General features: G+C 72.0%; 26 protein-coding genes. 9 read left to right on the top strand and 17 right to left on the bottom strand.

Annotation, left to right across the window (positions count from 1 at the left end; translation table 11 throughout):
• The first annotated feature begins 89 nt into the window (after window positions 1-89).
• The 6 genes from ACIDOF_RS30405 to cseC all read left to right on the top strand — a co-directional run bounded on the left by ACIDOF_RS30405 (window position 90) and on the right by cseC (window position 5,380).
• Window positions 90-785: a phosphatase PAP2 family protein gene (locus tag ACIDOF_RS30405; RefSeq protein ID WP_409009367.1), complete on the top strand. Its 696-nt coding sequence runs from the start codon at window positions 90-92 to the stop codon at window positions 783-785.
• A 76-nt stretch (window positions 786-861) separates the two neighbouring features.
• Entirely contained in the window at window positions 862-1,782 is a 921-nt protein-coding gene (locus tag ACIDOF_RS30400; protein ID WP_409009366.1) for an A/G-specific adenine glycosylase, read from the top strand.
• 329 nt (window positions 1,783-2,111) lie between these two features.
• Entirely contained in the window at window positions 2,112-2,660 is a 549-nt protein-coding gene (locus tag ACIDOF_RS30395) for a SigE family RNA polymerase sigma factor (RefSeq protein ID WP_409009365.1), read from the top strand.
• Window positions 2,648-3,289 carry a hypothetical protein gene (locus tag ACIDOF_RS30390; RefSeq protein ID WP_409009364.1) on the top strand — a complete coding sequence of 214 codons (642 nt, stop codon included), beginning with the start codon at window positions 2,648-2,650 and terminating at the stop codon, window positions 3,287-3,289. Before ACIDOF_RS30395 ends, ACIDOF_RS30390 begins: the two co-directional genes overlap by 13 nt.
• A gap of 10 nt (window positions 3,290-3,299) precedes the next feature.
• A complete protein-coding gene (gene cseB / locus ACIDOF_RS30385; RefSeq protein ID WP_409009363.1) occupies window positions 3,300-4,028 on the top strand; it encodes a two-component system response regulator CseB in 729 nt (242 codons plus the stop codon).
• Between the two features lie 14 nt (window positions 4,029-4,042).
• Window positions 4,043-5,380 carry a two-component system sensor histidine kinase CseC gene (gene cseC / locus ACIDOF_RS30380; protein WP_409009362.1) on the top strand — a complete coding sequence of 446 codons (1,338 nt, stop codon included), beginning with the start codon at window positions 4,043-4,045 and terminating at the stop codon, window positions 5,378-5,380.
• Between the two features lie 37 nt (window positions 5,381-5,417).
• Here cseC and ACIDOF_RS30375 read toward each other — a convergent pair whose 3' ends face one another.
• From ACIDOF_RS30375 to ACIDOF_RS30365, 3 genes are all read right to left on the bottom strand, one after another.
• Window positions 5,418-5,852 carry a VOC family protein gene (locus ACIDOF_RS30375; RefSeq protein WP_409009361.1) on the bottom strand — a complete coding sequence of 145 codons (435 nt, stop codon included), beginning with the start codon at window positions 5,850-5,852 and terminating at the stop codon, window positions 5,418-5,420.
• Between the two features lie 112 nt (window positions 5,853-5,964).
• A complete protein-coding gene (locus ACIDOF_RS30370; RefSeq protein ID WP_409009360.1) occupies window positions 5,965-6,462 on the bottom strand; it encodes a helix-turn-helix transcriptional regulator in 498 nt (165 codons plus the stop codon).
• Window positions 6,463-6,594: 132 nt separating this feature from the next.
• On the bottom strand, window positions 6,595-8,172 hold the full coding sequence (locus tag ACIDOF_RS30365; RefSeq protein ID WP_409009359.1) for an MDR family MFS transporter: 1,578 nt from the start codon (window positions 8,170-8,172) through the stop codon (window positions 6,595-6,597).
• Window positions 8,173-8,335: 163 nt separating this feature from the next.
• On the opposite strand from ACIDOF_RS30365, the gene ACIDOF_RS30360 reads away from it, so the two are divergent.
• Window positions 8,336-8,932 (top strand): TetR/AcrR family transcriptional regulator, encoded by a 597-nt coding sequence (locus ACIDOF_RS30360; RefSeq protein ID WP_409009358.1) that lies wholly within the window; start codon window positions 8,336-8,338, stop codon window positions 8,930-8,932.
• A 21-nt stretch (window positions 8,933-8,953) separates the two neighbouring features.
• Here the strand turns inward: ACIDOF_RS30360 and ACIDOF_RS30355 are convergent, their stop codons facing one another.
• Together ACIDOF_RS30355 and ACIDOF_RS30350 are read right to left on the bottom strand one after the other, a co-directional pair.
• On the bottom strand, window positions 8,954-9,577 hold the full coding sequence (locus ACIDOF_RS30355; RefSeq protein WP_409009357.1) for a M23 family metallopeptidase: 624 nt from the start codon (window positions 9,575-9,577) through the stop codon (window positions 8,954-8,956).
• Window positions 9,578-11,088: 1,511 nt separating this feature from the next.
• Complete coding sequence (locus tag ACIDOF_RS30350; RefSeq protein ID WP_409009356.1) at window positions 11,089-13,611, bottom strand: ATP-dependent Clp protease ATP-binding subunit; 2,523 nt, start codon at window positions 13,609-13,611, stop codon at window positions 11,089-11,091.
• A 441-nt stretch (window positions 13,612-14,052) separates the two neighbouring features.
• Between ACIDOF_RS30350 and ACIDOF_RS30345 the strand changes: the two genes are divergently transcribed.
• The gene (locus tag ACIDOF_RS30345) at window positions 14,053-14,625 is read left to right on the top strand and encodes an SCO3374 family protein (RefSeq protein WP_409009355.1); all 573 of its coding nucleotides are present in this window, start codon (window positions 14,053-14,055) and stop codon (window positions 14,623-14,625) included.
• On the opposite strand, the gene ACIDOF_RS30340 is transcribed toward ACIDOF_RS30345, so the two are convergent.
• From ACIDOF_RS30340 to ACIDOF_RS30290, 11 genes are all read right to left on the bottom strand, one after another.
• Window positions 14,604-14,939, bottom strand: a complete 336-nt coding sequence (locus ACIDOF_RS30340; RefSeq protein WP_409009354.1) for an Lsr2 family protein — start codon at window positions 14,937-14,939, stop codon at window positions 14,604-14,606. The genes ACIDOF_RS30345 and ACIDOF_RS30340 overlap by 22 nt on opposite strands.
• Window positions 14,940-15,169: 230 nt before the next feature.
• On the bottom strand, window positions 15,170-15,712 hold the full coding sequence (locus tag ACIDOF_RS30335) for an amino-acid N-acetyltransferase (protein ID WP_409009353.1): 543 nt from the start codon (window positions 15,710-15,712) through the stop codon (window positions 15,170-15,172).
• A gap of 9 nt (window positions 15,713-15,721) precedes the next feature.
• Window positions 15,722-16,120 (bottom strand): BlaI/MecI/CopY family transcriptional regulator, encoded by a 399-nt coding sequence (locus tag ACIDOF_RS30330; protein ID WP_409009352.1) that lies wholly within the window; start codon window positions 16,118-16,120, stop codon window positions 15,722-15,724.
• Window positions 16,121-16,220: 100 nt separating this feature from the next.
• Window positions 16,221-16,412, bottom strand: coding sequence for a hypothetical protein (locus tag ACIDOF_RS30325; protein ID WP_409009351.1), 192 nt, complete (start codon window positions 16,410-16,412; stop codon window positions 16,221-16,223).
• Between the two features lie 14 nt (window positions 16,413-16,426).
• Window positions 16,427-17,047: a hypothetical protein gene (locus ACIDOF_RS30320; protein ID WP_409009350.1), complete on the bottom strand. Its 621-nt coding sequence runs from the start codon at window positions 17,045-17,047 to the stop codon at window positions 16,427-16,429.
• A 113-nt stretch (window positions 17,048-17,160) separates the two neighbouring features.
• Window positions 17,161-17,958 carry a type III pantothenate kinase gene (locus tag ACIDOF_RS30315; protein ID WP_409009349.1) on the bottom strand — a complete coding sequence of 266 codons (798 nt, stop codon included), beginning with the start codon at window positions 17,956-17,958 and terminating at the stop codon, window positions 17,161-17,163.
• Window positions 17,958-18,980 carry a carboxylating nicotinate-nucleotide diphosphorylase gene (gene nadC, locus ACIDOF_RS30310; RefSeq protein WP_409009348.1) on the bottom strand — a complete coding sequence of 341 codons (1,023 nt, stop codon included), beginning with the start codon at window positions 18,978-18,980 and terminating at the stop codon, window positions 17,958-17,960. Before nadC ends, ACIDOF_RS30315 begins: the two co-directional genes overlap by 1 nt.
• Entirely contained in the window at window positions 18,977-20,716 is a 1,740-nt protein-coding gene (locus tag ACIDOF_RS30305) for an L-aspartate oxidase (protein ID WP_409009347.1), read from the bottom strand. The genes nadC and ACIDOF_RS30305 overlap by 4 nt, the downstream gene beginning before the upstream one ends.
• Window positions 20,713-21,777, bottom strand: a complete 1,065-nt coding sequence (gene panC, locus ACIDOF_RS30300; RefSeq protein WP_409009346.1) for a pantoate--beta-alanine ligase — start codon at window positions 21,775-21,777, stop codon at window positions 20,713-20,715. The genes ACIDOF_RS30305 and panC overlap by 4 nt, the downstream gene beginning before the upstream one ends.
• A 137-nt stretch (window positions 21,778-21,914) precedes the next feature.
• Entirely contained in the window at window positions 21,915-22,871 is a 957-nt protein-coding gene (locus tag ACIDOF_RS30295) for a Rossmann-like and DUF2520 domain-containing protein (RefSeq protein ID WP_409009345.1), read from the bottom strand.
• Window positions 22,872-23,071: 200 nt separating this feature from the next.
• Window positions 23,072-23,284, bottom strand: a complete 213-nt coding sequence (locus ACIDOF_RS30290) for a hypothetical protein (protein WP_409009344.1) — start codon at window positions 23,282-23,284, stop codon at window positions 23,072-23,074.
• 202 nt (window positions 23,285-23,486) lie between these two features.
• On the opposite strand from ACIDOF_RS30290, the gene ACIDOF_RS30285 reads away from it, so the two are divergent.
• Complete coding sequence (locus tag ACIDOF_RS30285) at window positions 23,487-24,593, top strand: DUF5937 family protein (protein WP_409009343.1); 1,107 nt, start codon at window positions 23,487-23,489, stop codon at window positions 24,591-24,593.
• Between the two features lie 56 nt (window positions 24,594-24,649).
• Here ACIDOF_RS30285 and ACIDOF_RS30280 read toward each other — a convergent pair whose 3' ends face one another.
• Window positions 24,650-25,327: a response regulator gene (locus tag ACIDOF_RS30280; RefSeq protein ID WP_409009342.1), complete on the bottom strand. Its 678-nt coding sequence runs from the start codon at window positions 25,325-25,327 to the stop codon at window positions 24,650-24,652.
• Between the last annotated feature and the right edge of the window lie 75 nt (window positions 25,328-25,402).

Genomic DNA, 25,402 nt, shown 5'->3' with positions numbered 1-25,402 from the left:
GGACCCTGACTTTCGTCAGGTGCGTTTCTGGACGTTCGCGAGATGTGGGCTGGTCGGAGCGGTCCGTAGCGTCCACGACCATGGATGGCATGGAAAGCAACACTCCGGTCGACACCTCCGACCTCTACCGCGACATCATCGGCTTCGCCCACGACACCCCCGCCTGGCTGCAGACCGTGGCCGAAGTCTGGACCGAGGCCGGGCTGTTGCTCTTCGGCGTGCTCTTCGTGGCCGCCTGGTGGCGCGCCCGCCGCGGCGACCAACGCGCCCTCGCGATAGCCGTGCTCGCGCCGCTCGGCACCGCTTTCGCCTATGTGGTCAGCGAGTTGTTCAAGTCGGTCGTGGACGAGGAGCGGCCGTGCCGGGCGGTCGCGGGTGCGGCGGCGCCGCTCGTGGACTGCCCGCCGGTCGGCGACTGGTCCTTCCCCAGCAACCACTCGACGATCGCGGGCGCCGCCGCCGTCGCCCTGCTGCTCGCCTGGCGCGGGCTCGGCTGGCTGACGTTGCCGATGGCGGTCCTGATGGCCTTCTCCCGGGTCTTCGTCGGCGTCCACTACCCGCACGACGTGGCGATCGGCCTGCTGCTCGGCGCGCTCGTGGCCGCCCTCGTGGTGCTGCTCGCCGCCCGCCCCGGCGCCCGGGTCGTCGCGGCGATGCGGGGTTCGTCAACGGACGTGGTCCGCTGGTTCGCCGGTCCCGGTGACACGGCGACGCGGGCTGACGTCCCCGCGTACCCGGCTGCTTCCCCGCAGCCCGGGGCGTACCAGGGGGAGCGCACGCACTGAGGCGACGGGGCGGTGGACGGAGTACGGCACGGCGATGTCCCCGCCCCCAACTCGACCGTGGGACACTCGCCGTGCCATGACTGCGACCGCTTCCACACCCCAAGCACCCGACGCACCCGACGCGTCGCACTCGCTCCACGCGCCCGTCATCGCGTGGTTCGACGCGCACGCACGCGACCTGCCCTGGCGCCGCCCCGACGCGGGCCCGTGGGGCGTGATGGTCAGTGAGTTCATGCTGCAGCAGACCCCGGTCAGCCGGGTCCTGCCGGTGTACGAGCAGTGGCTCGCCCGCTGGCCGCGCCCCGCCGACCTGGCGAAGGAGCCGCCCGGCGAGGCGGTCCGCGCCTGGGGCCGGCTCGGCTACCCGCGCCGCGCGCTGCGCCTGCACGGCGCGGCCGTGGCGATAACGGAGCGGCACGGCGGCGACGTACCGCGCAGGCACGCGCAGCTGCTCGCGCTGCCCGGCATCGGGGAGTACACGGCGGCGGCCGTGGCCTCGTTCGCGTACGGGCAGCGGCATGCGGTGCTCGACACGAATGTGCGCCGGGTGTTCGCGCGGGCGGCGACCGGCGTGCAGTACCCGCCGAACGCCACCACCGCGGCCGAGCGCAAGCTGGCCCGCGCGCTGCTGCCCGAGGACGAGGCGACGGCGGCGCGCTGGGCGGCGGCCTCGATGGAGCTCGGGGCGCTGGTCTGCACGGCGAAGAACGAGGACTGCGGGCGCTGCCCGATCGCCGCCCAGTGCGCCTGGCGGCTGGCCGGCAAGCCGGCGCACGAGGGCCCGGCCCGGCGCGGCCAGACGTACGCGGGCACCGACCGGCAGGTGCGCGGCAAGCTGCTCGCCGTGCTGCGCGAGGCCGTCGCGCCGGTGCCGCAGGCGGTGCTCGACCGGGTGTGGGACGAGCCGGTGCAGCGGGCCCGCGCGCTCGACGGGCTGGTGTCGGACGGCCTGGTGGAGCCGCTGCCGGGCGGTCTGTACCGGCTGCCGCTGAGCTGACCTCGTACGGCGTCGCGGAATCGACGACCAAGGCCCGCGTGACTCCCGGTCGCGCGGGCCTTCGCATGCCCCGGCGACGCCACTGGCCGCGTACGCCTGGGAATCGTTTCCCTACACGGCTCCTACACCGCCCGTATCCGGGCCGAATCCGGCATAACACCGGGGATTTTTAGGCGCCGCTTACCCCTGTTACACAACCGAGGGGTAGCCGTGCGCCCGCCGCAGGCTGCTTCGCGAAGCGCCGTTACACCGCCTCCGTAGCTTCGGAGATGTTCCGGAGAGGACTCCGGTTCCACGTCCGATGCAGGTGAGAACGGAGGCGGTCGAGAATGGCGCAGGGCGAGGTGCTCGAATTCGAGGAGTACGTCCGTACGCGGCAGGACGCCCTGTTGCGGAGTGCCCGCCGTCTCGTGCCCGACCCGGTGGACGCGCAGGACCTGCTGCAGACGGCGCTGGTGCGGACGTACCACCGCTGGGACGGGATCGCCGACAAGCGGCTCGCGGACGCCTATCTCCGCCGCGTGATGATCAATACGCGGACCGAGTGGTGGCGGGCCCGGCGCCTGGAGGAGGTCCCCACCGAGCAACTGCCGGACGCCAGCGTCGACGACTCCACGGAGCAGCACGCGGACCGCGCCCTCCTGATGGACGTCCTGAAGGTCCTCGCCCCGAAGCAGCGCAGCGTGGTCGTGCTGCGACACTGGGAGCAGATGTCGACCGAGGAGACGGCCGCCGCCCTCGGAATGTCGGCCGGTACGGTCAAGAGCACGCTGCACCGGGCGCTCGCCCGCCTCCGTCAGGAGCTGGAGAGCCGCAACGCCGAGACCGGCGCCGGCGGCGTGCTCGGACGTGAGGAGCGGGAGCGTTGCACGGCCTGAAACGGCGCGGTGGGGCGAAGGCGGGGAGTGCGGCTGCGGCGGCGCTCGCCGCCCTCGCCCTTTCGGTGTGCGCCCTCGCCTCCTGCAGTACGGGCGGCACGGGCACGCGGGACGAGGGCCCGGCCCGCAGCGACCAGGTCGCGCAGGGCTCGCCGGTCCCGTCGGCGACGCCCGGCAAGGAGCACACCGTGGACCCGGTCCGCCTGGTGCGCGAGGACCCGAAGGTCAGCAAGGCGGTCAAGGCCGACCTGAAGCCCTGCGCGGGCGACGCGTACCCGGTGGACGTGGCGTACGGCAACCTGACCGGCGGAGCCCGCAACGACGTCGTGGTCAACGTCCTGACCTGCGGAGACGCCATCGGCATCGGGTCGTACGTCTATCGCGTCAAGGACGGGGCGTACGAGAATGTGTTCCGCACCGAGGAGCCCGCGTCGTACGCCGAGATAGACCGGGACGGCCTGACGGTCACGCGGCAGACGTACGAGAAGGACGACTCGGTGGCCCTGCCCTCCGGTGAGGACATCACCCTCTACGAGTGGCGGGACGACGCCTTCGTGCAGACCAGCCACTGGACCAACCGATACGGCAGCGCGGGCGGCGACGTCAGACCCGCGCCCGAGGAGAACTGAGAGCGAGCGGATGGCCGAGCAGACCCATGTCCTGTTCGTCGAGGACGACGACGTCATCCGCGAAGCCACGCAGCTCGCCCTGGAGCGCGACGGCTTCGTGGTGACCGCCATGCCGGACGGCCTGTCGGGCCTGGAGGCGTTCCGGTCGAACCAGCCGGACATCGCGCTGCTCGACGTGATGGTGCCGGGCCTCGACGGGGTCTCGCTGTGCCGCCGCATCCGGGACGAGTCGACGGTGCCGGTGATCATGCTGTCGGCCCGCGCCGACTCCATCGACGTGGTCCTCGGCCTGGAGGCCGGCGCCGACGACTACGTGACGAAGCCGTTCGACGGCGCCGTGCTCGTCGCCCGGATCCGCGCCGTCCTGCGGCGGTTCGGGCACGCGGGCGGGCCGGCGGGCGGCTCGGCCGGCGCGGGGAGTTCGGGCGACGAGGGCGCCGGGCGGATGAACGGCGGCGTGCTGCGCTTCGGCGACCTGGAGGTGGACACGGAGGGCATGGAGGTGCGGCGCGGCGGCGCCCATGTCGCCCTGACGCCCACCGAGATGCGGCTGCTCCTGGAGTTCTCGGCGGCGCCCGGCACGGTCCTGTCCCGCGACAAGCTCCTGGAGCGGGTGTGGGACTACGGCTGGGGCGGGGACACCCGCGTCGTCGACGTCCATGTGCAGCGGCTGCGCACCAAGATCGGCCAGGACCGGATCGAGACCGTCCGCGGCTTCGGCTACAAGCTCAAGGGATAGAGGCAGCACAGGGGATGAGGCTGACCGGACTGCCCAAGGGGCTGCGTACGGGCCTTCGCTGGAAGCTCAGCGCCGCGATCGCGCTGGTCGGAGCCCTGGTGGCGGTCGCGCTCAGCCTCGTCGTGCACAACGCCGCGCGGGTCTCGATGCTGGACAACGCCCGCGATCTGCAGGACACCCAGCTGCAGATGGCGCAGCGGCTCTACGAGTCGTCGAAGAGCCCGCGCTTCCAGAGCAAGATCGACGACCCGGAGCTGCCGCCGGAGCTGCGCGCCAAGGCGGAGGCCGGGCGCCGCGCCACCCACATCGAGGAGACGGACGGCGCCCCGGACATCTGGGCGGCGACCCCCGTCAGCGGCGGCCACATCCTCTCCCTGCACTCCCGCTTCACCGACCGCAGCGCCACCGTGATGAAGGACCTCGACCAGGCCCTGATCATCGGCTCGATCGCGGTCGTCTTCGGCGGCTGCGCCCTCGGCGTGCTGATCGGCGGCCAGCTCTCCCGCCGCCTGCGCGAGGCCGCCGCCGCGGCGCACATGGTCGCCCAGGGCGAGACCGAGGTCCGCGTCCGCGACGCCATCGGCGGGGTCGTGCGCGACGAGACCGACGACCTGGCCCGCGCCGTGGACGCCATGGCCGACGCCCTGAAGCAGCGGTACGAGGCGGAGCGCCGGGTCACCGCCGACATCGCGCACGAGCTGCGCACCCCGGTCACCGGACTGCTCACGGCGGCCGAGCTGCTGCCCGAGGGGCGGCCGAGCGAGCTGGTCAAGGACCGGGCGCAGGCGCTGCGCACCCTGGTCGAGGACGTCCTGGAGGTGGCCCGGCTGGACGGCGCGTCCGAGCGGGCCGAGCTGCAGGACATCACGCTCGGCGAGTTCATCACGCGCCGGGTGCGGGCCATGTACCCGGACGTGGAGGTGCGGGTGGTGCACGAGTCCGAGGTGACGACCGACCCGCGCCGCCTGGAGCGCATCGTCGGCAACCTCCTGGCCAACGCGACGAAGCACGGCGGCGCCCCGATCGAGATCTCGGTCGAGGGCCGGGTCATCCGGGTACGCGACCACGGCACCGGCTTCCCCGAGGACCTGCTCGCCGAGGGCCCGAGCCGCTTCCGCACCGGCTCCACCGACCGTGCGGGCCACGGGCACGGCCTCGGCCTGACCATCGCCGCGGGCCAGGCCCGGGTCCTCGGCGCCCGCCTGACGTTCCGCAACGTCGGCCCGGAGAACGGCGAGGGCCCGGCCGAGGGCGCGGTCGCCGTCCTCTGGCTCCCGGAGCACGCCCCGACGAGCACGGGCAGCTACCCGATGCCGGACCTCGGCAAGCTGGGGCTCGCGCCGGGGGCGTGAGGGCTCCGGGCCGGTGCCTCGGCGGTCACCGGTGCGGTCACCCCCATTCCTTCGACAGGTCCAGCTCCTCGTTGCGCTCGGTCAGCGAGTACCAGTTCCCGTTGTCGTCGCGGAAGATCGCCTCGATGCCGTACGGCCGCTCCTTCGGCTCCTGCAGGAACTCCACTCCGCGGGCGCGGAACGTCTCGTAGTCCCCGCGGCAGTCGTCCGTGCGCAGGGCGCAGGCGCCGATGACGCCCTTGGTGACCAGCTCGACCAGCGCCTTCGCCGACTCGGGGTCGACGCCGTGCCCGTCGGGCCGCATCAGCGCGAGCTCGACGTCCGGCTGGTCCTTGGCGCCCACGGTGATCCAGCGCATGTCGCCCATGGCCATGTCCGTGCGGACCTCCATGCCGAGCTTCTCGGTGAAGAAGGCCTTCGTCCGCTCCTGGTCGAGGGTCCAGACGGTGGTGATGCCGACGCCTTTGATCATGTCGTGCTCCCGGTGCGAAGGGGTGGAACGGTCTCTTCCCCGTCACCGTAGGCAGCTGGTCCGTCAGGGGGCTTCTCGAATTTTGCTGCGCCCGTCCGCCCCTTCCGCCTGGTCATCTGCTGGGCCCGTCCGCCCCTTCCGGCGGGTCCGGCGCCGCCCGGTCCGGCTTGAACCCGCCGGCCCAGAGCAGCGCGTAGCACCCGGGGATGAGCGCGGCGCCGCGGCCTACGTTCGCCCGTCTGTACGCGCTCGGGCTGAGCCCCGTCTGCTCTCTGAAGCGGGTCGAGAACGTGCCGAGGCTGCTGAAGCCGACCAGGTGGCAGATCTCGGTCACCGCCAGATCCGCCGTACGCAGCATCTCCGCGGCGCGCTCGATGCGGCGGCGCGAGAGGTACTGCCCCGGCGTCTCCCCGTACACCGCCTTGAAGGCGCGGACGAAGTGCGAGCGCGAGTAACCGGCGTGGGCCGCCGTCGCGTCGAGGTCCAGGTCCGGGTCCGCCCAGTCCCGGTCCATGGCGTCCTTGGCCAGGCGAAGCTGCCGCAGATGCGCGACGTGCGCGGTCACGGGCGTACGCGGCGGGGGCCGGTGCGCGGGTTCGGGTGCTTCCACGCCTCCGATGCTGGCACGCCCCACTGACAACGCCCCGTCGCCGAGCCGTAGTTGGGCCCGTACGCACGAAGGCCCCCGGAGCACACGGCTCCAGGGGCCTCGCCCTACCACCGGGCGGCCGGGAAGGGCAGGTCAGGCAGCGGCCTCGGCCTTCTCCGGAGCCTGCGCCTCCGCCTTCTTCTGCGGGCCCGCCCCCTTGAGCGGCACCTCCTTGACGAACAGCGCCGCGAGGAACGCCGCCACCGCGATCGCCGAGCCGAGCAGGAACGCCGCGTGCGTGCCGGACGACACCGCGAACTGGTACGCCTCCCGCATCGCGTCCGGCAGCTTCGCCAGGCTCGCCGCGTCCAGCTGGGCGTTGGGCAGTGCGCCGCCGCCCCCGGGCACCCGCTCGGCCATCTCGTGGGCGACGCGGTCGTTGAAGAGCGCGCCCATGACGGCGACGCCGAAGGAGCTGCCGAGCGTGCGGAACAGCGTGGTCGAGGAGGATGCGACGCCCATGTCCTTCATCTCGACGCTGTTCTGCGCGACCAGCATCGTGATCTGCATCAGGAAGCCCATGCCCGCGCCGAGCACCGCCATGTAGATCCCGGAGGTCAGCCGGGACGTGCCGGTGTCCATCTGCGCGAGCAGGAACAGGCCGGTCACCATCAGGGCGCCGCCCGCGATCGGGAAGATCTTGTACTTGCCGCTGTTGGTGGTGACCCGGCCCGCGATCAGCGAGACCACCATCATCGCGAGCAGCATCGGCAGCAGCAGCAGCCCGGAGTTGGTCGCCGAGGCGCCCTGCACGGACTGCTGGTAGAGCGGCAGGAAGAGGACCGCGCCGAACATCACGAAGCCGGTGATGAAGCCGATCACGGACATCAGCGTGAAGTTGCGGCTGCGGAAGATGTGCAGCGGCATGATCGGGTCGGCCGCCCGCGTCTGCGAGTACAGGAACGCGCCGAGCGCCACCACACCGAGCACCGACAGCCCGACGATCATGGCCGAGCCCCAGGCGTACTCCGTACCGCCCCAGGTCGTGACCAGGACGATCGCGGTGATGCCGACGGTCAGCAGGGCCGCGCCGAGGTAGTCGATCCGGGCCTGCGCGCGCTTCTTCGGCAGGTGCAGGACGATCGTGACCATGGCGAGGGCGACCGCGCCGAGCGGCAGGTTGATGTAGAACGACCAGCGCCAGCCGAGGTGGTCGGTGATGGTGCCGCCGACCAGCGGGCCGCCGATCATGGCGAGGGCCATCACGCCGGCCATCATGCCCTGGTAGCGGCCGCGCTCGCGGGGCGGGATCAGATCGCCGATGATCGCCATGACGCCGACCATCAGACCGCCGGCGCCGAGACCCTGGACCGCGCGGAAGCCGATCAGCTGGCCCATGTCCTGGGCCATGCCGGAGAGCGCCGAGCCGATCAGGAAGATCACGATCGAGGTGAGGAAGGTGCCCTTCCGCCCGTACATGTCGCCGAGCTTGCCCCAGATCGGGGTCGACGCGGCGGTGGCGAGCGTGTACGCGGTGACCACCCAGGACAGATGCTCCAGGCCGCCGAGCTCGCCGACGATGGTCGGCATCGCGGTACCGATGATCATGTTGTCCAGCATCGCGAGCAGCATCGCGATCATCAGAGCCAGCAGCACCACCCGCACGCTGCGCTTCGGCGGTTCGCCCGCCTTCTCCGGCTCGGCCGCCACCGCGGCCTCGGATATCGCCATCGAGATCACTCCCCGTACTTACTTGCCGCCCGGCTAGTTGGTTACGATACGGGAAGCTAGACCGTTAACTTGCCGGGCGTCAAGTAAGTTCATGTTCCGTACGCACGCGTCACGCGTTCATGTCACGTACGACGACGGCCGAGCGCAGCCGCAGGAGACCACGATGAGCAGCAACGCAGGCGCCCGCCCCCGCCGGGGCAACACGCGGCAGCGCATCCAGGACGTCGCCCTGGAGCTCTTCGCCGAGCGTGGGTACGAGAAGACCTCGCTGCGCGAGATCGCCGAGCGGCTGGACGTCACCAAAGCGGCGCTCTACTACCACTTCAAGACCAAGGAAGACATCCTCGACAGCCTCTTCGAGGACCTGACCAGACCGATCGACGAGCTGATCGAATGGGCCGGCGAGCAGCCGCGCACGCTGGAGACCAAGCACGAGATCCTGCGCCGCTACAGCGAGGCCCTGACCGGGGCGGAACGCCTCTTCCGGTTCATGCAGGAGAACCAGGCCACGATGCGCGAGCTGCGCACCGGCGAGGACTTCAAGACCCGCGTGCTGCGCCTCCTCGACGTGCTGCACGAGCCGGACGCCCCGCTGACCGACCAGGTCCGCTGCTTCAGCGCCCTGTTCTCGATGCACGCGGGGATGTTCGCCCTGAAACACGTCGAAGGCGACCCCGAGGAGAAGCGCAGGGCCATCCTCGAAGTCGCCACCGATCTGGTCACCCAGGCCCACAAGGGCCGGGGGACGGAAGCCGGCTGAGACACCGGCCGGACCGTCGGGTCAGAACGTCACGCCGAGCGAGCGCATGAAGCTGACCGGGTTGATCGCCGTGCCGTAGTTGGCGGACGTACGGATCTCGAAGTGCAGGTGCGGACCGCTGGAGTTGCCGGTGTTGCCGGACCGGGCGATCTCCTGGCCGGTCTTCACCTTCTGGCCGACCTTCACGCCGACCTTGGACAGGTGGGCGTACTGCGAGTAGCGGCCGTTCTCGTGCTTGATCACCACGGCGTTGCCGTACGCGGGACCGTCACCGGCGCCGTTCGGGCCGGCCTTGACGACGGTGCCGTTGTGGACGGCGGAGACCTTGGTGCCGACCGGGACGGCGAAGTCCTGGCCGGAGTGCTTGGCCGACCACATGCCGCCGGCCTGGGCGTAGCTCGCGGTCAGCGTGTAGTTCTTGACCGGGTTGCCCCAGCCCGACGCCTTCTTCTTGGCGGCCGCGGCCTGAGCCTTGGCCTGCGCCTCGACGGAGGCGGCGGCACCGGTGAGGTGACCGCTGCCCTTGTCGGCCGCCATCGAGACACCCGCGCCGAGCGTCGCCGCCACGCCGACACCGGCGGCGACAACGGCCGCCCGGGTACGGAACGACGACTTGGCTATCTGAGACTCGGCACGCTTCGACATCACGGATGACCTCCAGGGAGTGGGGGCGGTCCGGACGTCTGCGTCCGGAGCAAAGACATGAACTGACCCGGCCGAACGAACCTCTGCGACCGGGCTGCCCCACTTTGGTAACCCGACCCCCCAGCCGGGCTCAAACACCCCATCTACTACCAAAGCTCGTACGGAGGCGAGGGAACGATGCCCTCTTGACGCCTTTTGGGCGGCCTTCCTGAGACCTTTGGAAATGATCCACGAAGTGGTGTTTAGCCCCACTTCGGGAGGCTATGACCGTGCATCTAGCCCACGCTTGCCCGGAAGTGCCCCGATTCGGGACTTTGGTCCCGAGGGTTGCTTCCCGAAGGTCCCCCGGCCCCGGGGACCAACCTCCACTATTCCGGCTAGTACCCCTCGAAAGGCCTGTGCGTCATGTCACCGGAGGCCAAGATCGAACCCCTCCCGGATGTGACCCGGGCTACTCGAACCCCAAGGTCAGCGAGGGGTTCGAAGCCTCGTCGAACGGCCGGCGAGGGTCGCCCGCCGGGGCGACTGGGGACCATCCGCCGGGGCTGGCTGACGGGGCTGGCTGACGGCACTGGCCGACGGGACTGGCCGACGGGGGCCGGCCGACGGGACTGGCCGACGGGGGCCGGCTTCCAGGCCTCGCCCGGCCCCGGCCGCCTCCCGGCCGCTTCCCGGCCGCTTCCCGGTCGCCGCGCACAAGCCGACTGGTGTGCCCCCGGCCGCATGAACAGCCGACGGGGCTCAGCCCTTGGCCGCTGCCCGGCCACTGACCCGGCGCTTCCCAGGCGCCACGCACGCCGCCGGGTTCCCAGGCCGCCGGAACCGGCCGCTCCCCGGACGCCGCGCAAGGCCCGGCTGAGGCGCACCCAGGCAGCCGCGAACAGCCGACAGGGCTCAGCACCTGGCCGCTCCCAAGCGCCGCGCACACCGCCGGGCTGCCTGGCCACTGGGACCCGCCGACGAGGCTCCCCCCTGGCCCCTGACCAGCCGCTCCCCGAGCGCCGCGCACGGCCGCCGCCGGGCTTCCCAGGCCGCTGGGGCCGGGCAACGAGGCTCAGCCCCCTGGCCCCCAGCCCATTGACCGGCCGTCCCCCCGGCGCCGCGCACGGCCCACCGCCCTCCCGGGCCGACAGGGGCCAGCTCCCGGGCCGCCGGGACCCCCGCCGCTGGCTCCGGCGCGCCCGGACCGCCAGGGGCCAGCCGACGAGGGCAGGCTTCCAAGCCTGACGGAACGGGGCCGCGCCCCGAACGACGCCGCGCACCGCCGACGGAGCACCCCCAGAGGCCCGACGGGGCCAGCCACCCCAGCCGCTGCGAACAGCCCGACGGGCGCCCAGCACCCAGGCCCCAGACCGCCGCCCCGACGCCCCGCCGCCCACCGAAGAGCCCGAGGAACGGCTGCCGTTGCCGTACCGCCCGCCCCCCCCCATGCGGCACAGACCCGAAAAGGGGCCGGCCCCGAACCGATGTCTCGGTTCGGGGCCGGCCCCTGAAGGTGTGCTGCTGACGACTCAGCCCTTGGTGAGGTCCGGACCGGACCCACCCGCGGCCGCGTCCACCGGAGGCACGTCCGGCAGCGTCGACTTCTCCTCGCCGCGGAAGGTGAAGGTCTGCTGCTCGCCCTCGCCCTCCGTGTCGACGACCACGATGTGACCGGGGCGCAGCTCGCCGAAGAGGATCTTCTCCGACAGGCTGTCCTCGACCTCGCGCTGGATCGTGCGACGCAGCGGCCGCGCGCCCAGGACCGGGTCGTACCCCTTCTTGGCGAGGAGCTCCTTGGCGGACTGGGAGAGCTCGATGCCCATGTCCCGGTCCTTCAGGCGCTCGTCCACCTTGTCGATCATCAGGTCGACGATCCGCAGGATGTCTTCCTGGCTGAGCTGCGGGAAGACCACGACGTCGTCGACACGGTTGAGGAACTCGGGGCGGAAGTGCTGCTTCAGCTCGTCCGAGACCTTGTTCTTCATCCGCTCGTAGTTGGTCTTCGTGTCGCCCTGGGCCGCGAAGCCCAGGTTGAAGCCCTTGGAGATGTCCCGGGTGCCGAGGTTGGTCGTCATGATGATGACCGTGTTCTTGAAGTCCACGACCCGGCCCTGGGAGTCGGTCAGGCGACCGTCCTCCAGGATCTGCAGCAGCGAGTTGAAGATGTCCGGGTGGGCCTTCTCGACCTCGTCGAACAGGACCACGGAGAACGGCTTGCGGCGCACCTTCTCGGTGAGCTGACCGCCCTCTTCGTACCCGACGTATCCGGGCGGGGAGCCGAAGAGGCGCGAGACCGTGTGCTTCTCGCTGAACTCCGACATGTCGAGGGAGATCATCGCGTCCTCGTCGCCGAAGAGGAACTCGGCGAGCGCCTTGGACAGCTCGGTCTTACCGACACCGGACGGGCCGGCGAAGATGAACGAACCGCCGGGACGCTTCGGGTCCTTGAGGCCCGCACGCGTACGCCGGATGGCCTTCGACAGCGCCTTGACGGCGTCGTCCTGGCCGATGACGCGCTTGTGCAGCTCGTCCTCCATGCGGAGCAGGCGCGAGGACTCCTCCTCGGTCAGCTTGAAGACCGGGATGCCGGTGGCGGTCGCGAGGACCTCGGCGATCAGCTCGCCGTCGACCTCGGCGACGACGTCCATGTCGCCGGCCTTCCACTCCTTCTCCCGCTTGGCCTTCGCGGAAAGGAGCTGCTTCTCCTTGTCCCGCAGGGACGCGGCCTTCTCGAAGTCCTGCGAGTCGATCGCGGACTCCTTGTCCCGGCGGACACCGGCGATCTTCTCGTCGAACTCGCGGAGGTCCGGCGGCGCGGTCATCCGGCGGATGCGCATCCGGGAACCGGCCTCGTCGATCAGGTCGATCGCCTTGTCCGGCAGGAAGCGGTCCGAGATGTACCGGTCGGCCAGGGTCGCGGCCTGGACGAGGGCCTCGTCGGTGATCGAGACGCGGTGGTGCGCCTCGTACCGGTCGCGGAGGCCCTTGAGGATCTCGATGGTGTGCGGCAGCGACGGCTCCGCGACCTGGATGGGCTGGAAGCGGCGCTCGAGCGCGGCGTCCTTCTCCAGGTACTTGCGGTACTCGTCGAGCGTGGTGGCGCCGATGGTCTGGAGCTCACCGCGGGCCAGCATCGGCTTCAGGATCGACGCGGCGTCGATGGCGCCCTCGGCGGCACCCGCACCCACGAGCGTGTGCAGCTCGTCGATGAACAGGATGATGTCGCCACGGGTGCGGATCTCCTTGAGGACCTTCTTCAGGCGCTCCTCGAAGTCACCGCGGTACCGCGAGCCGGCGACCAGCGCGCCGAGGTCCAGGGTGTAGAGGTGCTTGTCCTTGAGCGTCTCGGGCACCTCGCCCTTGACGATGGCCTGGGCGAGGCCCTCGACGACGGCGGTCTTGCCGACGCCGGGCTCACCGATCAGGACCGGGTTGTTCTTCGTACGACGGGACAGCACCTGCATGACCCGCTCGATCTCCTTCTCGCGCCCGATGACCGGGTCGAGCTTGGACTCACGAGCGGCCTGGGTGAGGTTCCGGCCGAACTGGTCGAGGACCAGGGACGTGGAGGGCGTGCCCTCGGCAGGACCGCCGGCGGTGGCGGTCTCCTTGCCCTGGTAACCGGAGAGCAGCTGGATGACCTGCTGCCGCACCCGGTTGAGGTCGGCGCCCAGCTTGACCAGGACCTGGGCGGCGACGCCCTCGCCCTCGCGGATCAGGCCGAGCAGGATGTGCTCCGTGCCGATGTAGTTGTGGCCCAGCTGAAGGGCCTCGCGGAGCGACAGCTCCAGGACCTTCTTGGCACGGGGGGTGAAGGGGATGTGCCCGGACGGGGCCTGCTGGCCCTGGCCGATGATCTCCTCCACCTGCTGGCGGACCGCCTCGAGCGAAATCCCGAGGCTCTCCAGGGCCTTAGCGGCGACACCCTCACCCTCGTGGATCAGGCCCAGGAGGATGTGCTCGGTGCCGATGTAATTGTGGTTGAGCATCCGGGCTTCTTCCTGAGCCAGGACGACAACCCGCCGCGCGCGGTCGGTGAACCTCTCGAACATCGTTAATCGCTCCTCAGAGCGGTCAGGCAGTAAAGGGGTCGGTCCCCTCCCTGTCCTTCCGCAGCTTAGTCCCGCAAGCGGGGACCGCTCATTCCAACTGCCGACACCCGGCCCTGCTTCCCGGGGGATCTCCTGCCACGAACGCCGACATCTGCTCCAACTCGATGGTGCGAGACGATGTTCCCGCAGGCCAGGCAGTTACCCCCATCGCCAGTACGCCGATGGCGAACGTGAGACGTCCGAGCCTGCGTGTCGCCCCTCCCCACTAGGAATGTCTTACCCGTACGGACTGACACTCCATGCGGCACGCACCGGTTCCCTCCGCTACGGGCGAACACCCTTGCGCCCCTTGAGTCCTGCGAGCGCCCCCGTCGCGGACACGGCACGCAGTCAGGTCTGCACGCTGCGTAACCCGGAGCGCTTCGGGGAGTTGCTCCAGGCATGCCGCCCACGATTCCGCTCCCCCGCCGACCGGCCGCCCCCGGCGACCCGGTGCAGCAGTGGTACGAGAACGAGCTCGGCTGGGCGACGGCCGCCGGGCCGCCGGCTCAGCTGGTGACGGGGCTGCGCTTCGACGCCCTCGAGGTCCCGGCCGACGCGGGCTTCGCCGTGCTGCGACGGCTCGGCGCGACGGCCGCGGCGGGCCCGGTGGCGCTCGCCGGGAACACGGTCCGGTTCCTGGTCGCCGCGGGCAGCGCGGAGGAGCTGCCGGCGCTGCTCGAATGGCTCGAGTGGGGGGTACTGGCCCGCGATCTGCGGGCCGTCGGCGCGGGCGGTCTGATTCCCGCCCCGCTGCCGCCGGGCCGGCCCGGCCCCCGGGAAGCCGCCGTGTGGCTGCGACCCCCAGGTCCGGGGCGCGAGGTGGAGCCGACGCTGCCGACGCTGTCGGCTCTCACCGGTCTCGGGAGGCAGGAGGGCGCTCCCGATCTCGTACGACTCGTGGAAGCGGCGGCGACGCAGTGCCACCGACTCCGGTTGCTGCGCGCGAGCGCTCAGCCGTTGGCCTTCTCGTAGGCCTCGCGGATGGAGGCGGGGACACGGCCGCGGTCGTTGACCTCGTAGCCGTTCTCCTTGGCCCAGGCGCGGATCTGCGCCGTGTTCTCGCCGCCGCCGGAAGCGGCGCGCGCCTTGCCGCGCCCACCGGCGGAACGGCCTCCGGTGCGACGACCACCCTTGACGTAGGGCTCGAGGAGTCCCCGGAGCTTGTCCGCGTTGGCGGTGGTGAGGTCAATCTCGTACTGCTTGCCGTCCAGAGCAAACGTCACGGTCTCGTCCGCCTCGCCGCCGTCGAGGTCGTCGACAAGAAGGACCTGAACCTTCTGTGCCACCGGATTTCCTTTCATCGATAACTTCAGGTCCCGATCGAGCGGCGCGTCCGCTGCTGTTTCCCGGGCCCCGGTTATATGGAGTACGTCGAAAGCAAACCGCTTTTGCCGGAAAAACACAAACCCCCGGTTGAGGCCCAGACCTCAAGAGCCCTTGAAACATGCGCGTTTCGGACATAGCACCGCCGCTACCGGCGGTCATCCGCACTCTCGGTATTAAGCGATGCGCGCGGTCAGAGGTGCAGAAGCATCCGACTGTTCCCCAAGGTGTTCGGTTTCACTCGTTCGAGACCGAGGAACTCCGCGACGCCTTCGTCATAGGAGCGGAGCAGCTCGCTGTACACATCTGTGTCGACCGGTGTCTCACCGATCTCCACGAAGCCGTGCTTGACGAAGAAGTCCACTTCGAAGGTGAGACAGAAAACCTTGCGCACGCCCAGCCAGCGCGCGGTCTGCAGCAACTTGCCGAGGAGTTGATGGCCCACTCCGGAACCCTTGACATCGGAGTTCACCGCGAGTGTGCGCACTTCGGCGAGGTCTTCCCACATCACGTGCAGGGCCCCGCAGCCCACCACCTGTGCGTTGTCGTCGCGTTCCGCGACCCAGAACTCCTGGATGTCCTCGTAAAGCGTCACCGTGGCTTTGTCGAGGAGGATGCCGTCGTCCGCGTACGCATCGATGAGGTCACGCACCGCGGGGACATCACTGGTGCGCGCCCTGCGGATGGTGACGGCTTTTGCGGGTGCATCGGGATACGCGGGGATCTCTGCTGGCATGTCCGGACGCTATCGCCCCGATCCGCCCTCTGCCGCGCCGGGGTTCTCCGGGCCCTGCACCATGCGAACGGCGTCGTTGAGGGCTTCGCGTTGTTCCGGCGACATCATGCCGAAGAAGGCGACGAGAGCGGCCGCAGGGTTGTCGCTCTGCGACCATGCGTCGTTCATGAGCGCGGCGGCGTACGCGGCACGCGTGGAGACCGCCTCATATCGATAGGCACGGCCTTCCGCCTCTCGCCGTACCCAGCCCTTCTGATGGAGATTGTCCAATACGGTCATGACCGTCGTGTACGCGATGGACCGTTCCTGCTGGAGATCTTCCAGGACTTCCCGAACCGTGACCGGGCGGTTCCACTTCCAAACCCGCGTCATGACGGCGTCTTCGAGTTCTCCCAAGGGGCGAGGCACACCAGAAGAATAGTGGGAGTTGTCCCGATTTCGGGAGCAAAAAGGGCGTACGGCTCGAAAATAACTGAGCCGTACGCGCGGGGTGCTGCTGCGGGGAAGGTCAGGCGTCGCCGGTCTTCGGGGCGCCCTGCTGAGGCTGGCGGACGCTCTCGGCCCGGGCGACCGCGGCGTCCACGGCCGCGTCCTCCTTGGCCTTGTTGGCGCCGCCCTGGCTCTTGACGATGGTCACGATGAGGGCGCTGAAGAAGACCGCCATCACTACGGGGGGCAGGAGCGCGGAGACGTAGTCCATGCCCCCCAGAGTAGCTATCCGGCGGCGAGCTTCTGCGGCGGGGCGGGCGGTTCGTCCCGCTCGCCCGGTGCCGCCGGGCGCCGCTTCGGCGGGAAGACCTCGGCGGGCGTGGGCACGGGGCGGCCCGGCGCCGGGCGCTGCGGGGCGGGCTTCTTCGGGTCCCCGGCCGGCTTGCCGTCCTCGGCGCGACCGCCGGGCAGGGCGAGGAGCCGGGTGCGCGAGGCCGGTACGCGGACGGCGGGCTCGGTGCGTACGTCGTGCTCGGCGAGGGTGCGACAGCGGTCCAGGAGGGCGGCCGCGACCGGGTTGCCGCGCAGCGCCCGCAGGGCGGCGAGGTCGTCCACCTCCGGGCGGTGGCCGGCGGCGAGGGCGTCGGCGAGGAGCTGGAGGTAGCCGGCGGCGGTGCCGGGGAGCGCGGCGCGGTAGCGGCCGAGGTCGGCGACGAGGAACGCGCGCAGGCGGGCGGACTCGTCGAGGGCCTCGTTGATGCCGTCGGAGAGATCCAGGCAGTCCTGGACGTCGGCGACGGAGGCGGCCTTGCTGGGATGGAGGGCGACGGCGAGGGCGCGTCGGAGCACACGCAGCTCGTCTGCGCTGAACGCCATGCCGCCGCGGGATCCGTATGGCGTGGGCATGGGCCGACGATACGCGCTAATCGGACAAAAACGCCTAAACACTACGGGGGTGGCGCGCCGGGCGCGCGCGGGTGCCGCGCGCGCCCGTACGACGGCTGCTGCTCCCGAGCGGCTCAGCTGCGGGAGACGTTGCGCTCGTGGACCAGGCGGAGGCCGATCAGGGTCAGCCAGGGCTCGTGCTCGTCGATCACCGTGGACTCGCCGAGGACCATCGGGGCGAGGCCGCCGGTGGCGATCACGGTGACGTCCTCGGGGTCGTCGGCGAGCTCGCGGGCCATGCGGTTCACGACGCCGTCGACCTGGCCGGCGAAGCCGTAGAGGATGCCGGACTGCATGGCCTCGACGGTGTTCTTGCCGATCACGCTGCGCGGGCGGGCCAGCTCGATCTTGCGGAGCTGGGCGCCGCGCACGCCGAGGGCGTCGACGGAGATCTCGATGCCGGGGGCGATCACGCCGCCGACGTACTCCCCGCGGGCCGAGACCGCGTCGAAGGTCGTGGCCGTGCCGAAGTCGACGACGATGGCGGGGCCGCCGTAGAGCTCGACGGCGGCGACCGCGTTGATGATGCGGTCCGCGCCGACCTCCTTCGGGTTGTCCATCAGGATCGGCACGCCGGTCTTGATGCCGGGCTCGACGAGGACGGCCGGGACGTCGCCGTAGTAGCGGCGGGTGACCTCGCGCAGTTCGTGCAGGACGGACGGGACGGTGGCGCAGATCGCGATGCCGTCGATGCCGTCGCCGAGCTCCTCGCCGAGCAGCGGGTGCATGCCCATCAGGCCGTTGAGCAGCACGGCCAGCTCGTCGGCGGTGCGGCGGGCGTCGGTGGAGATGCGCCAGTGCTCGACGATCTCGTCGCCGTCGAAGAGGCCGAGGACGGTGTGGGTGTTGCCCACGTCGATGGTGAGCAGCATCAGAGGGCCTCCGCCCCGGCCGCTTCGCCGTCGGCCTCGCGCAGGTCGAGGCCGATGTCGAGGATGCGGGACGAGTGGGTGAGGGCGCCCACCGCGAGGTAGTCGACGCCCGTCTCCGCGTACGCGCGGGCGTTGTCCAGGGCGAGGCGGCCGGAGGACTCCAGGAGGGCGCGGCCGTCGACCAGGGAGACGGCCTCCTCGGTCTCGGACGGCGTGAAGTTGTCCAGGAGGATGAGGTCGGCGCCCGCGTCCAGGACCTCGCGCAGCTGGTGCAGGGTGTCGACCTCGACCTCGATCGGCAGCTCCGGGAAGCGCTCGCGCACCGCGCGGAAGGCCTCGGCGACGCCGCCGGCCGCGACCACGTGGTTGTCCTTGACCAGGGCGGCGTCCGACAGGGACATGCGGTGGTTGACGCCGCCGCCGCAGCGCACCGCGAACTTCTCCAGGGCGCGCAGGCCGGGGGTGGTCTTCCGGGTGTCCCGGACCTTGGCCTTCGTACCGTCCAGGACGTCCGCCCACGCGCGCGTGGCGGTGGCGATGCCGGAGAGGCGGCACAGGATGTTCAGGGCGCTGCGCTCGCCGGTGAGCAGGTCGCGGGTGCGGGTGGTGACGCTGAGGAGCTTCTGGCCGGCCAGGACGCGGTCGCCGTCCTCGACGTGCCGCTCGACCTCGAAGGCCTCCGTGCAGACCACCGACAGGACCGCCTCGGCGATCCGCAGGCCGGCCACGACGCCGTCCTCACGCGCGGTGAAGTCGCCGGTGGCGACGGCCTCTTCGGGGATGGTGGCGACCGAGGTGACGTCCACGCCGCCGTCGAGGTCCTCGGCGAGGGCCATGTGCGCGATGTCCTCGACGAGGACCGGGTCGAGGCCGTCCTGGACGATGAGGGCGGCGAGCGCGGGGTCGAGACCGCACTCCATGACGGTCTCGTCGGCGTCCGCCGCACAGCCGCAGCCGTCGCCGCAGCCGCCGGTCTCGGCGAGGGGGAGGTCGGGGGTGCCGGGGGTGCTCACTTCGGTCACTGCTCCTGGAGAGGGGTGGTCTGCGGGCGGGTCGGGTGCGGCCTGGCCGGCGGGAAGTCGGCGGTCTCGGTGGGCTGCACCGCGAGGGTGCGGTCGGGCCGGAGGCGTACGACGAGGTGGCGGCGCCAGTGCGCGTCGTCGCGGTCGGGGTGGTCCTCGCGCCAGTGGCAGCCGCGGGTCTCCTCGCGGCGGAGCGCGGCGGCGACGAGCACGCGCGCGACGCACAGGAGGTTGGTCGCCTCCCAGGTGTCGGTGCCGGGCTCGGCGGTCTTGCCGTGCTCGGCGAGGGCGTCCCGGGCGGCGGCGTGGATCGCGTCGAGCTGTTCGGCCGCCGCCTTCAGGGACGCGGCGGAACGGAGCACTCCGGCGCCCTCGGTCATGATCCGCTGGATCGCGAGGCGGGCCTCGGTCGGCAGCAGCGGGTGGGCGGGCGGACCGGCCTGCTCGACGGGGGCCGGGACGCGGCTCGCCGGGGTGTCGCGGACGATGTCGTCGGCGATGCGCTCGGCGTAGACCAGGCCCTCCAGAAGGGAGTTGGAGGCCAGCCGGTTCGCGCCGTGCACGCCCGTGCAGGCGACCTCGCCGCAGGCGTACAGGCCGGGGACCGTCGTCCGGCCGTGCCGGTCGGTGCGTACGCCGCCGGAGGCGTAGTGCGCGGCCGGGGCGACCGGGATGGGCTCCGTGACCGGGTCGATGCCGTGGGCGCGGCAGGCCGCGAGGATCGTCGGGAAGCGGTGCTCCCACATCTCGGCGCCGAAGTGTCTGGCGTCCAAGTACATGTGGTCGGCGCCCAGTTGCTGCATGCGGCGTGTGATGCCCTTGGCCACGATGTCCCGCGGCGCCAGCTCGGCCAGCTCGTGCTGCCCGACCATGAACCGCACGCCGTCCGCGTCCACGAGATGCGCGCCCTCGCCCCGCACCGCCTCGGAGACCAGGGGCTGCTGGCCCTCCGCGTCCGGGCCGAGGAACAGCACCGTCGGGTGGAACTGGACGAACTCCAGGTCGCTGACCTCGGCGCCCGCGCGCAGCGCCAGGGCCACGCCGTCCCCCGTCGACACCGAGGGGTTCGTCGTCGCCGAGAAGACCTGGCCCATGCCGCCGGTGGCGAGCACCACCGCGCGCGCGTGCACCGCGCCCACGCCGTCGTGCTGGCCCTCTCCCATCACGTGCAGGGTGACGCCGGCGGCGTGGCCCTCGGAGTCCGTCAGCAGGTCGAGCACGAGGGCGTTCTCGATGGTCTCGATGCCCCGCGCGCGGACCGCCTCGACCAAGGCCCGGGAGATCTCCGCGCCGGTGGCGTCCCCGCCCGCGTGCGCGATGCGGCGGCGGTGGTGGCCGCCCTCGCGCGTGAGGGCGATCCCGCCGCCCTCGGCCTTGTCGAAGTCGGCGCCGGTCTCGATCAACCGCCGTACGGCGTCCGGGCCTTCGGTCACGAGGGTGCGCACCGCCTCCTCGTCGCACAGCCCCGCGCCCGCCACCAGGGTGTCGTCCAGGTGCTGTTCGGGGCTGTCGCCCTCGCCGAGGGCCGCCGCGATGCCGCCCTGCGCCCAGCGCGTGGAGCCCGCGTCCAGGCGGGCCTTGGTGACGACGACGGTCCGCAGACCGCTCGCCGCGCAGCGCAGCGCCGTGGTCAGCCCGGCCACGCCGGAGCCGACCACGATCACGTCGGCCGCGCGGGCCCAGCCGGGGGCCGGGGCGTGCAGCCGTATGCCGGTGGTTGCGGGGACGGCGGTCATACGGCGGCTCCGGGGGTGCCCTCGTCGGTGTCCTGGTCGGTGCCCTGGTCGGGGTCCTGGTCGGGGTCCTCGGGGGCGAACGTCAGGGGCAGGTTGTCGATCAGGCGGGTCGTGCCCACGCGCGCGGCGACGGCGAGCACGGCCTCTCCGGTGAACCCGTCCGGCACCTCGGTGAAGTCGGCCGGGTCGACCAGCGCCAGGTAGTCCAGGACCAGCGGGGGCCGCAGTCGCGCCGCGTCGTCGAGCACCGCGCGGGCGGCGGTCCGCACCGCGCCGGGGCGGCCGAGCGCGGCCTGCGACACCGCGTGCGCGTCGGCGGCGGCGCGGGCCTCGCCGAGCGCGGTCAGGGCGTCGGCACGCGCGCGTGAGGCGGGCGCGGCCTGGGCGCGCGCGGACAGCGCCTGCTGGGCGGCGAGGCGCTCGCGGCCCGCGAACAGCGCGGTGGACAGGGCGAGCGCGGTGCGGCGCTCGTCCGCCGAGAGGTAGCGGTTGCGGCTGGACAGGGCGAGGCCGTCCGCCTCGCGCACCGTGGGCACGCCGACGATCTCGACCGGGAAGTTCAGGTCCCGCACCATCCGCCGGATCAGGGCGAGTTGCTGGGCGTCCTTCTCCCCGTAGAGCGCGATGTCGGGCGCCGTGAGGTGCAGGAGCTTGGCGACGACGGTGAGCATGCCGTCGAAGTGGCCGGGGCGCGCGGCGCCTTCGAGGCGCTCCCCCATCGGGCCCGCGCTGATCCGCACCTGCGGCTCGCCGCCCGGGTACACCTCGTCCACGGCGGGCGCGAACACCACGTCCGCGCCTGCCTGTTCGGCCACCTTGAGGTCGGCGTCGAGCGTGCGCGGGTAGCGGTCGAGGTCCTCGCCCGCGCCGAACTGGAGCGGGTTCACGAACACGGTGACGACGACCTGGCCGTCCGGGCCCGCCACCTCGCGCGCGTGCCGGACGAGCGTGGCGTGGCCCTCGTGCAGGGCGCCCATGGTCATGACGACGGCGCGGCGGCCCTCGTGGGTGAGCGCGCGGAGTTCGCCCGCGGTGTGCAGCAGTCGCGTGGGTCGGGTCATCGCGCTGTCCTGTTCGTTCGCCGTGGCTGCGCGGTCGTACGTCTGCGCCTGTTCCTGCGCGTGGGGCTGTGCCGGTGTGCCGGGGGGTGTCTGTGCGCCGGCCGGCTGCGCCTGTGCGCCCGGCTGTGCCTGGGCCGTCATCGCTCGTCCCCGTCCGTACCGCTCGCCGGGTCGGCGGGCCGGTCCGTGCCGCTCGCGAGTACGTCGAGGAGGTCCTCCGCGAGTTCCGGCTTGAGCAGGCCGTGCGCCAGGGCGCGGTCGGCGGTGGCGCGGGCCATCGCCAGGTACCCGGCGACGGTGCCGGGGGCGTGCTTGCGGAGCTCCGCGACGTGCGCCGCGACCGTGCCCGCGTCGCCGCGCGCGACCGGGCCGGTGAGCGCGGCGTCCCCGGACCGCAGGGCGTTGTCGAGGGCCGCGCCGAGGAGCGGGCCGAGCATCCGGTCGGGGGCGGCGACGCCGGCGCGGCCCAGCAGCTCCATGGCCTCGGCGACCAGCGTGACCAGGTGGTTCGCCCCGAGTGCGAGCGCCGCGTGGTAGAGCGGGCGGGCCGACTCCTCGATCCACTCGGGCTCGCCGCCCATCTCGATGACCAGGGCCTCCGCGGCGAGCCGCAGCTCCTCGGGCGCCGTCACACCGAACGAGCACCCGGCGAGCCGCTGCACGTCCACGGGCGTGCCGGTGAACGTCATCGCGGGGTGCAGGGCGAGCGGCAGGCCGCCGGCGCGGAGCGCGGGTTCGAGCACGCCCACTCCGTACCGCCCCGAGGTGTGCACGATCAGCTGGCCGGGGCGGACGGCGCCGGTCTCGGCGAGGCCCTGGACGAGGCCGGGCAGGGCGTCGTCGGGGACGGTGAGCAGCACCAGCTCGGAGTGGGCGAGGACCTCCGACGGGGACATCACCGGGACGTCGGGCAGCAGTGCGGCGGCCCGGCGCACCGAGGCGTCGGAGACCGCGGACACGGCCACGGGGCGGTGCCCGGCGAGCTGCAGCGAGGCCGCGAGGGCGGGTCCTACGCGGCCTGCTCCGACCACGCCGACCGCGAGCCGGGCCGGCCGATCCGCTGGATTCTGGGGTTCCGCATGCGGTGTGTTCACTCGACGAGAGCCTTCCGTTCCAGTCCGCTCGGGGTACCGGACGATTTCTCGTCATGCTAACGCGAGGGGGTTCCGGGGTCTCCCGGCTGTCCACAGGCTGTGCGGTATGTACGACCGCCGCCGCGGCCGTCGTCCACAGGGGTTGCGCGGACCGGATCGTTGTCCACAGGGTGTGGGCGACAGCCGTGGCGGAGGCCTGCTCAGTGCGCCGTACCGCCCGTTCTCAGGAAGCGGGACAGGGCGAGGCGGAGGCGGCCTCGGGCCGGGCGTTCGCGGACGACGGCCTCGAAGCGGCGGTGGTCGCGCAGTTCGCGGACCGTGCGCCAGTCGTCGCGGCCGGGCGCGGGCGGCTGCGGTGCGCCCTGCTGGGCGGCGCGGTAGGAGTCGAGCAGGTACTGCTGGGTGACGCTCATGACAGGTCGCCTCTCGGGATGGGGCTCGGGTGAAGTGGGTGCGAGGGCCCCGCGGAAAGCCCGTGTCCCGTCGACGAGTTCGGGTGGGGCGAACCGTGTCGACGCGTTCAGCCTGCGTGGGCGGCGGTCGGCCTGTCGCGTCGATTGACGGGAGCCGTCAATCGACCGGGGCGTTGTCGTACCCGCCGTGCACCATGGGGTCATGAGCGTGACCATCGACATCACGGGACTGCCGCCGGAGCGGATCTCCGTCGTGCCCTCGCCCCTCGCGGAGCTGGGCATGGCGCTGCACGCGCTGAGCGAGCCGGGCCATCACCCGGGCCTGCAGGGCTGGGTCACGGCCGTCTCGGCGGGGCTGGACGCGTGCCTCGCGGACCGGCTGTGCGAGGCGGACTTCCTGTGGCGTACGACGTTCTCCGACGTGTTCGCGCCGTTCGCCGGAATGCCCGGGCGCAGAGCCCTGCCGGGGGCCACGCTCGCCGACGAGCTGGACCTGCTCGACACGTTGAGCGACGAGACGTTCGTCGACATCGCCCTGGAGTTCACCTGCCAGTTGGCGTACGACTCGGTGACGCCCGACCCGTTGAACGACCCGGCGGTGCGCAAGCGGGCCCTCGACCTCGCGGCCACCCGCGGTGCGCCCCAAGTCCGGTTCACCCGGCGCCTGTTGGACGACCCGCCGCGGATCCGGGCCTGGTTCCGGCAGTTGATGGAGGAGTGCGAGGAGGCGTTCTTCGCGGATGTCTGGCGGCGCGTGGAGCACCAGTTGGCGGCGGACGCGCGGCACAAGACGGAGCTGCTCCGCCGCAAGGGCCTGCGGGAGACGCTCGGCGCGGTGTCGGCGGCGGTGTCCCTCGACGAGCGGGGCGAACGCATCACGGTGGACAAGCTGGCCGAGGGCCGGACGGCGACGGGCGACGGCGGCCTGGTCCTGGTGCCGACGAGCCTGGGCTGGCCGCACCTGATGGTCCTGCACCGGTACGGCTGGCAGCCGGCGATCACGTACCCGGTGAGCGGCCCCCGGCCGATGGCGGCGGCCTCCGTCGAGGAGCTGACGCGGCGCATGGAGGCACTGGCGCACCCGGTGCGGATGCGGCTCTGCCGGCACCTGGCGCGCGGCGCGTGCACGACGAGCGAGCTGGTCGACGCGCACGGCATGACGGCCCCGGAGATCTCCCGGCATCTCACGGTCCTGAAGAAGGCCGGGCTGCTCACGGCCCGCCGCCGCGGGCGGTACGTGCAGCATCAGCTGGACCTCTCGGCCGTCGCCCGCCTCGGGAGCGACTTCATCGAGGGGGTGCTGCGCTAGGGGCCCGCTGCGCTAAGGGCCCGCTGCGCCAGGTGCCCTCGGGGCGGGGCCCGGGATCAGGCGGCCCCGCCGCCGCCCGCCCGCACCAGCCCCGTCTCGTACGCCAGGACCACCACCTGCACGCGGTCGCGCAGGGACAGCTTGGTCAGGATGCGGCCCACGTGGGTCTTGACCGTGGCCTCCGAGAGGACGAGGCGGGCGGCGATCTCGCCGTTGGAGAGGCCCTGGGCCACCAGGATCATGACCTCGCGCTCGCGGTCGGTGAGCCGCTCCAGTTCCTTGTGCTGCGGCTCGCGGCCCGTCTGCGGCAGCATCGGCGCGAAGCGGTCGAGGAGGCGCCGGGTCGTCGAGGGCGCGACGACCGCGTCGCCGCTGTGCACCGCGCGGATCGCGCCGAGCAGCTCGCCGGGCGGCACGTCCTTGAGCATGAAGCCGGAGGCGCCGGCCTTCAGCCCGGAGAAGGCGTACTCGTCCAGGTCGAACGTCGTCAGGATCAGCACCTTCGGCGGGTTCGGCCCCGCGCAGATGCGGGCCGTGGCCTCCACGCCGTCGAGCCGCGGCATCCGGACGTCCATGAGGACCACGTCGACCGCCGTTGCGCGCAGCACCTCGAGCGCCTCGGCGCCGTCGCCGGCCTCCGCGACGACCTCCATGTCCGGCTGGGCCGCGAGGACCATGCGGAACCCGGTGCGCAGCAGCACCTGGTCGTCGACGAGCATCACGCGGATCGGCATTTCCGGTTCGACCTCCGGGAGGAGCAGGGGCAGGAGCTGGAGCTGGAGATTTGGGTGGGGTGAGCTGCTGAGCGG

The organism is Streptomyces sp. Da 82-17 (genome assembly GCF_046098215.1).
Lineage (GTDB): Bacteria > Actinomycetota > Actinomycetes > Streptomycetales > Streptomycetaceae > Streptomyces.
The sequence above is the reverse complement of the archived record's forward strand: the minus strand, read 5'-3'. Positions and strand labels throughout refer to the sequence as shown.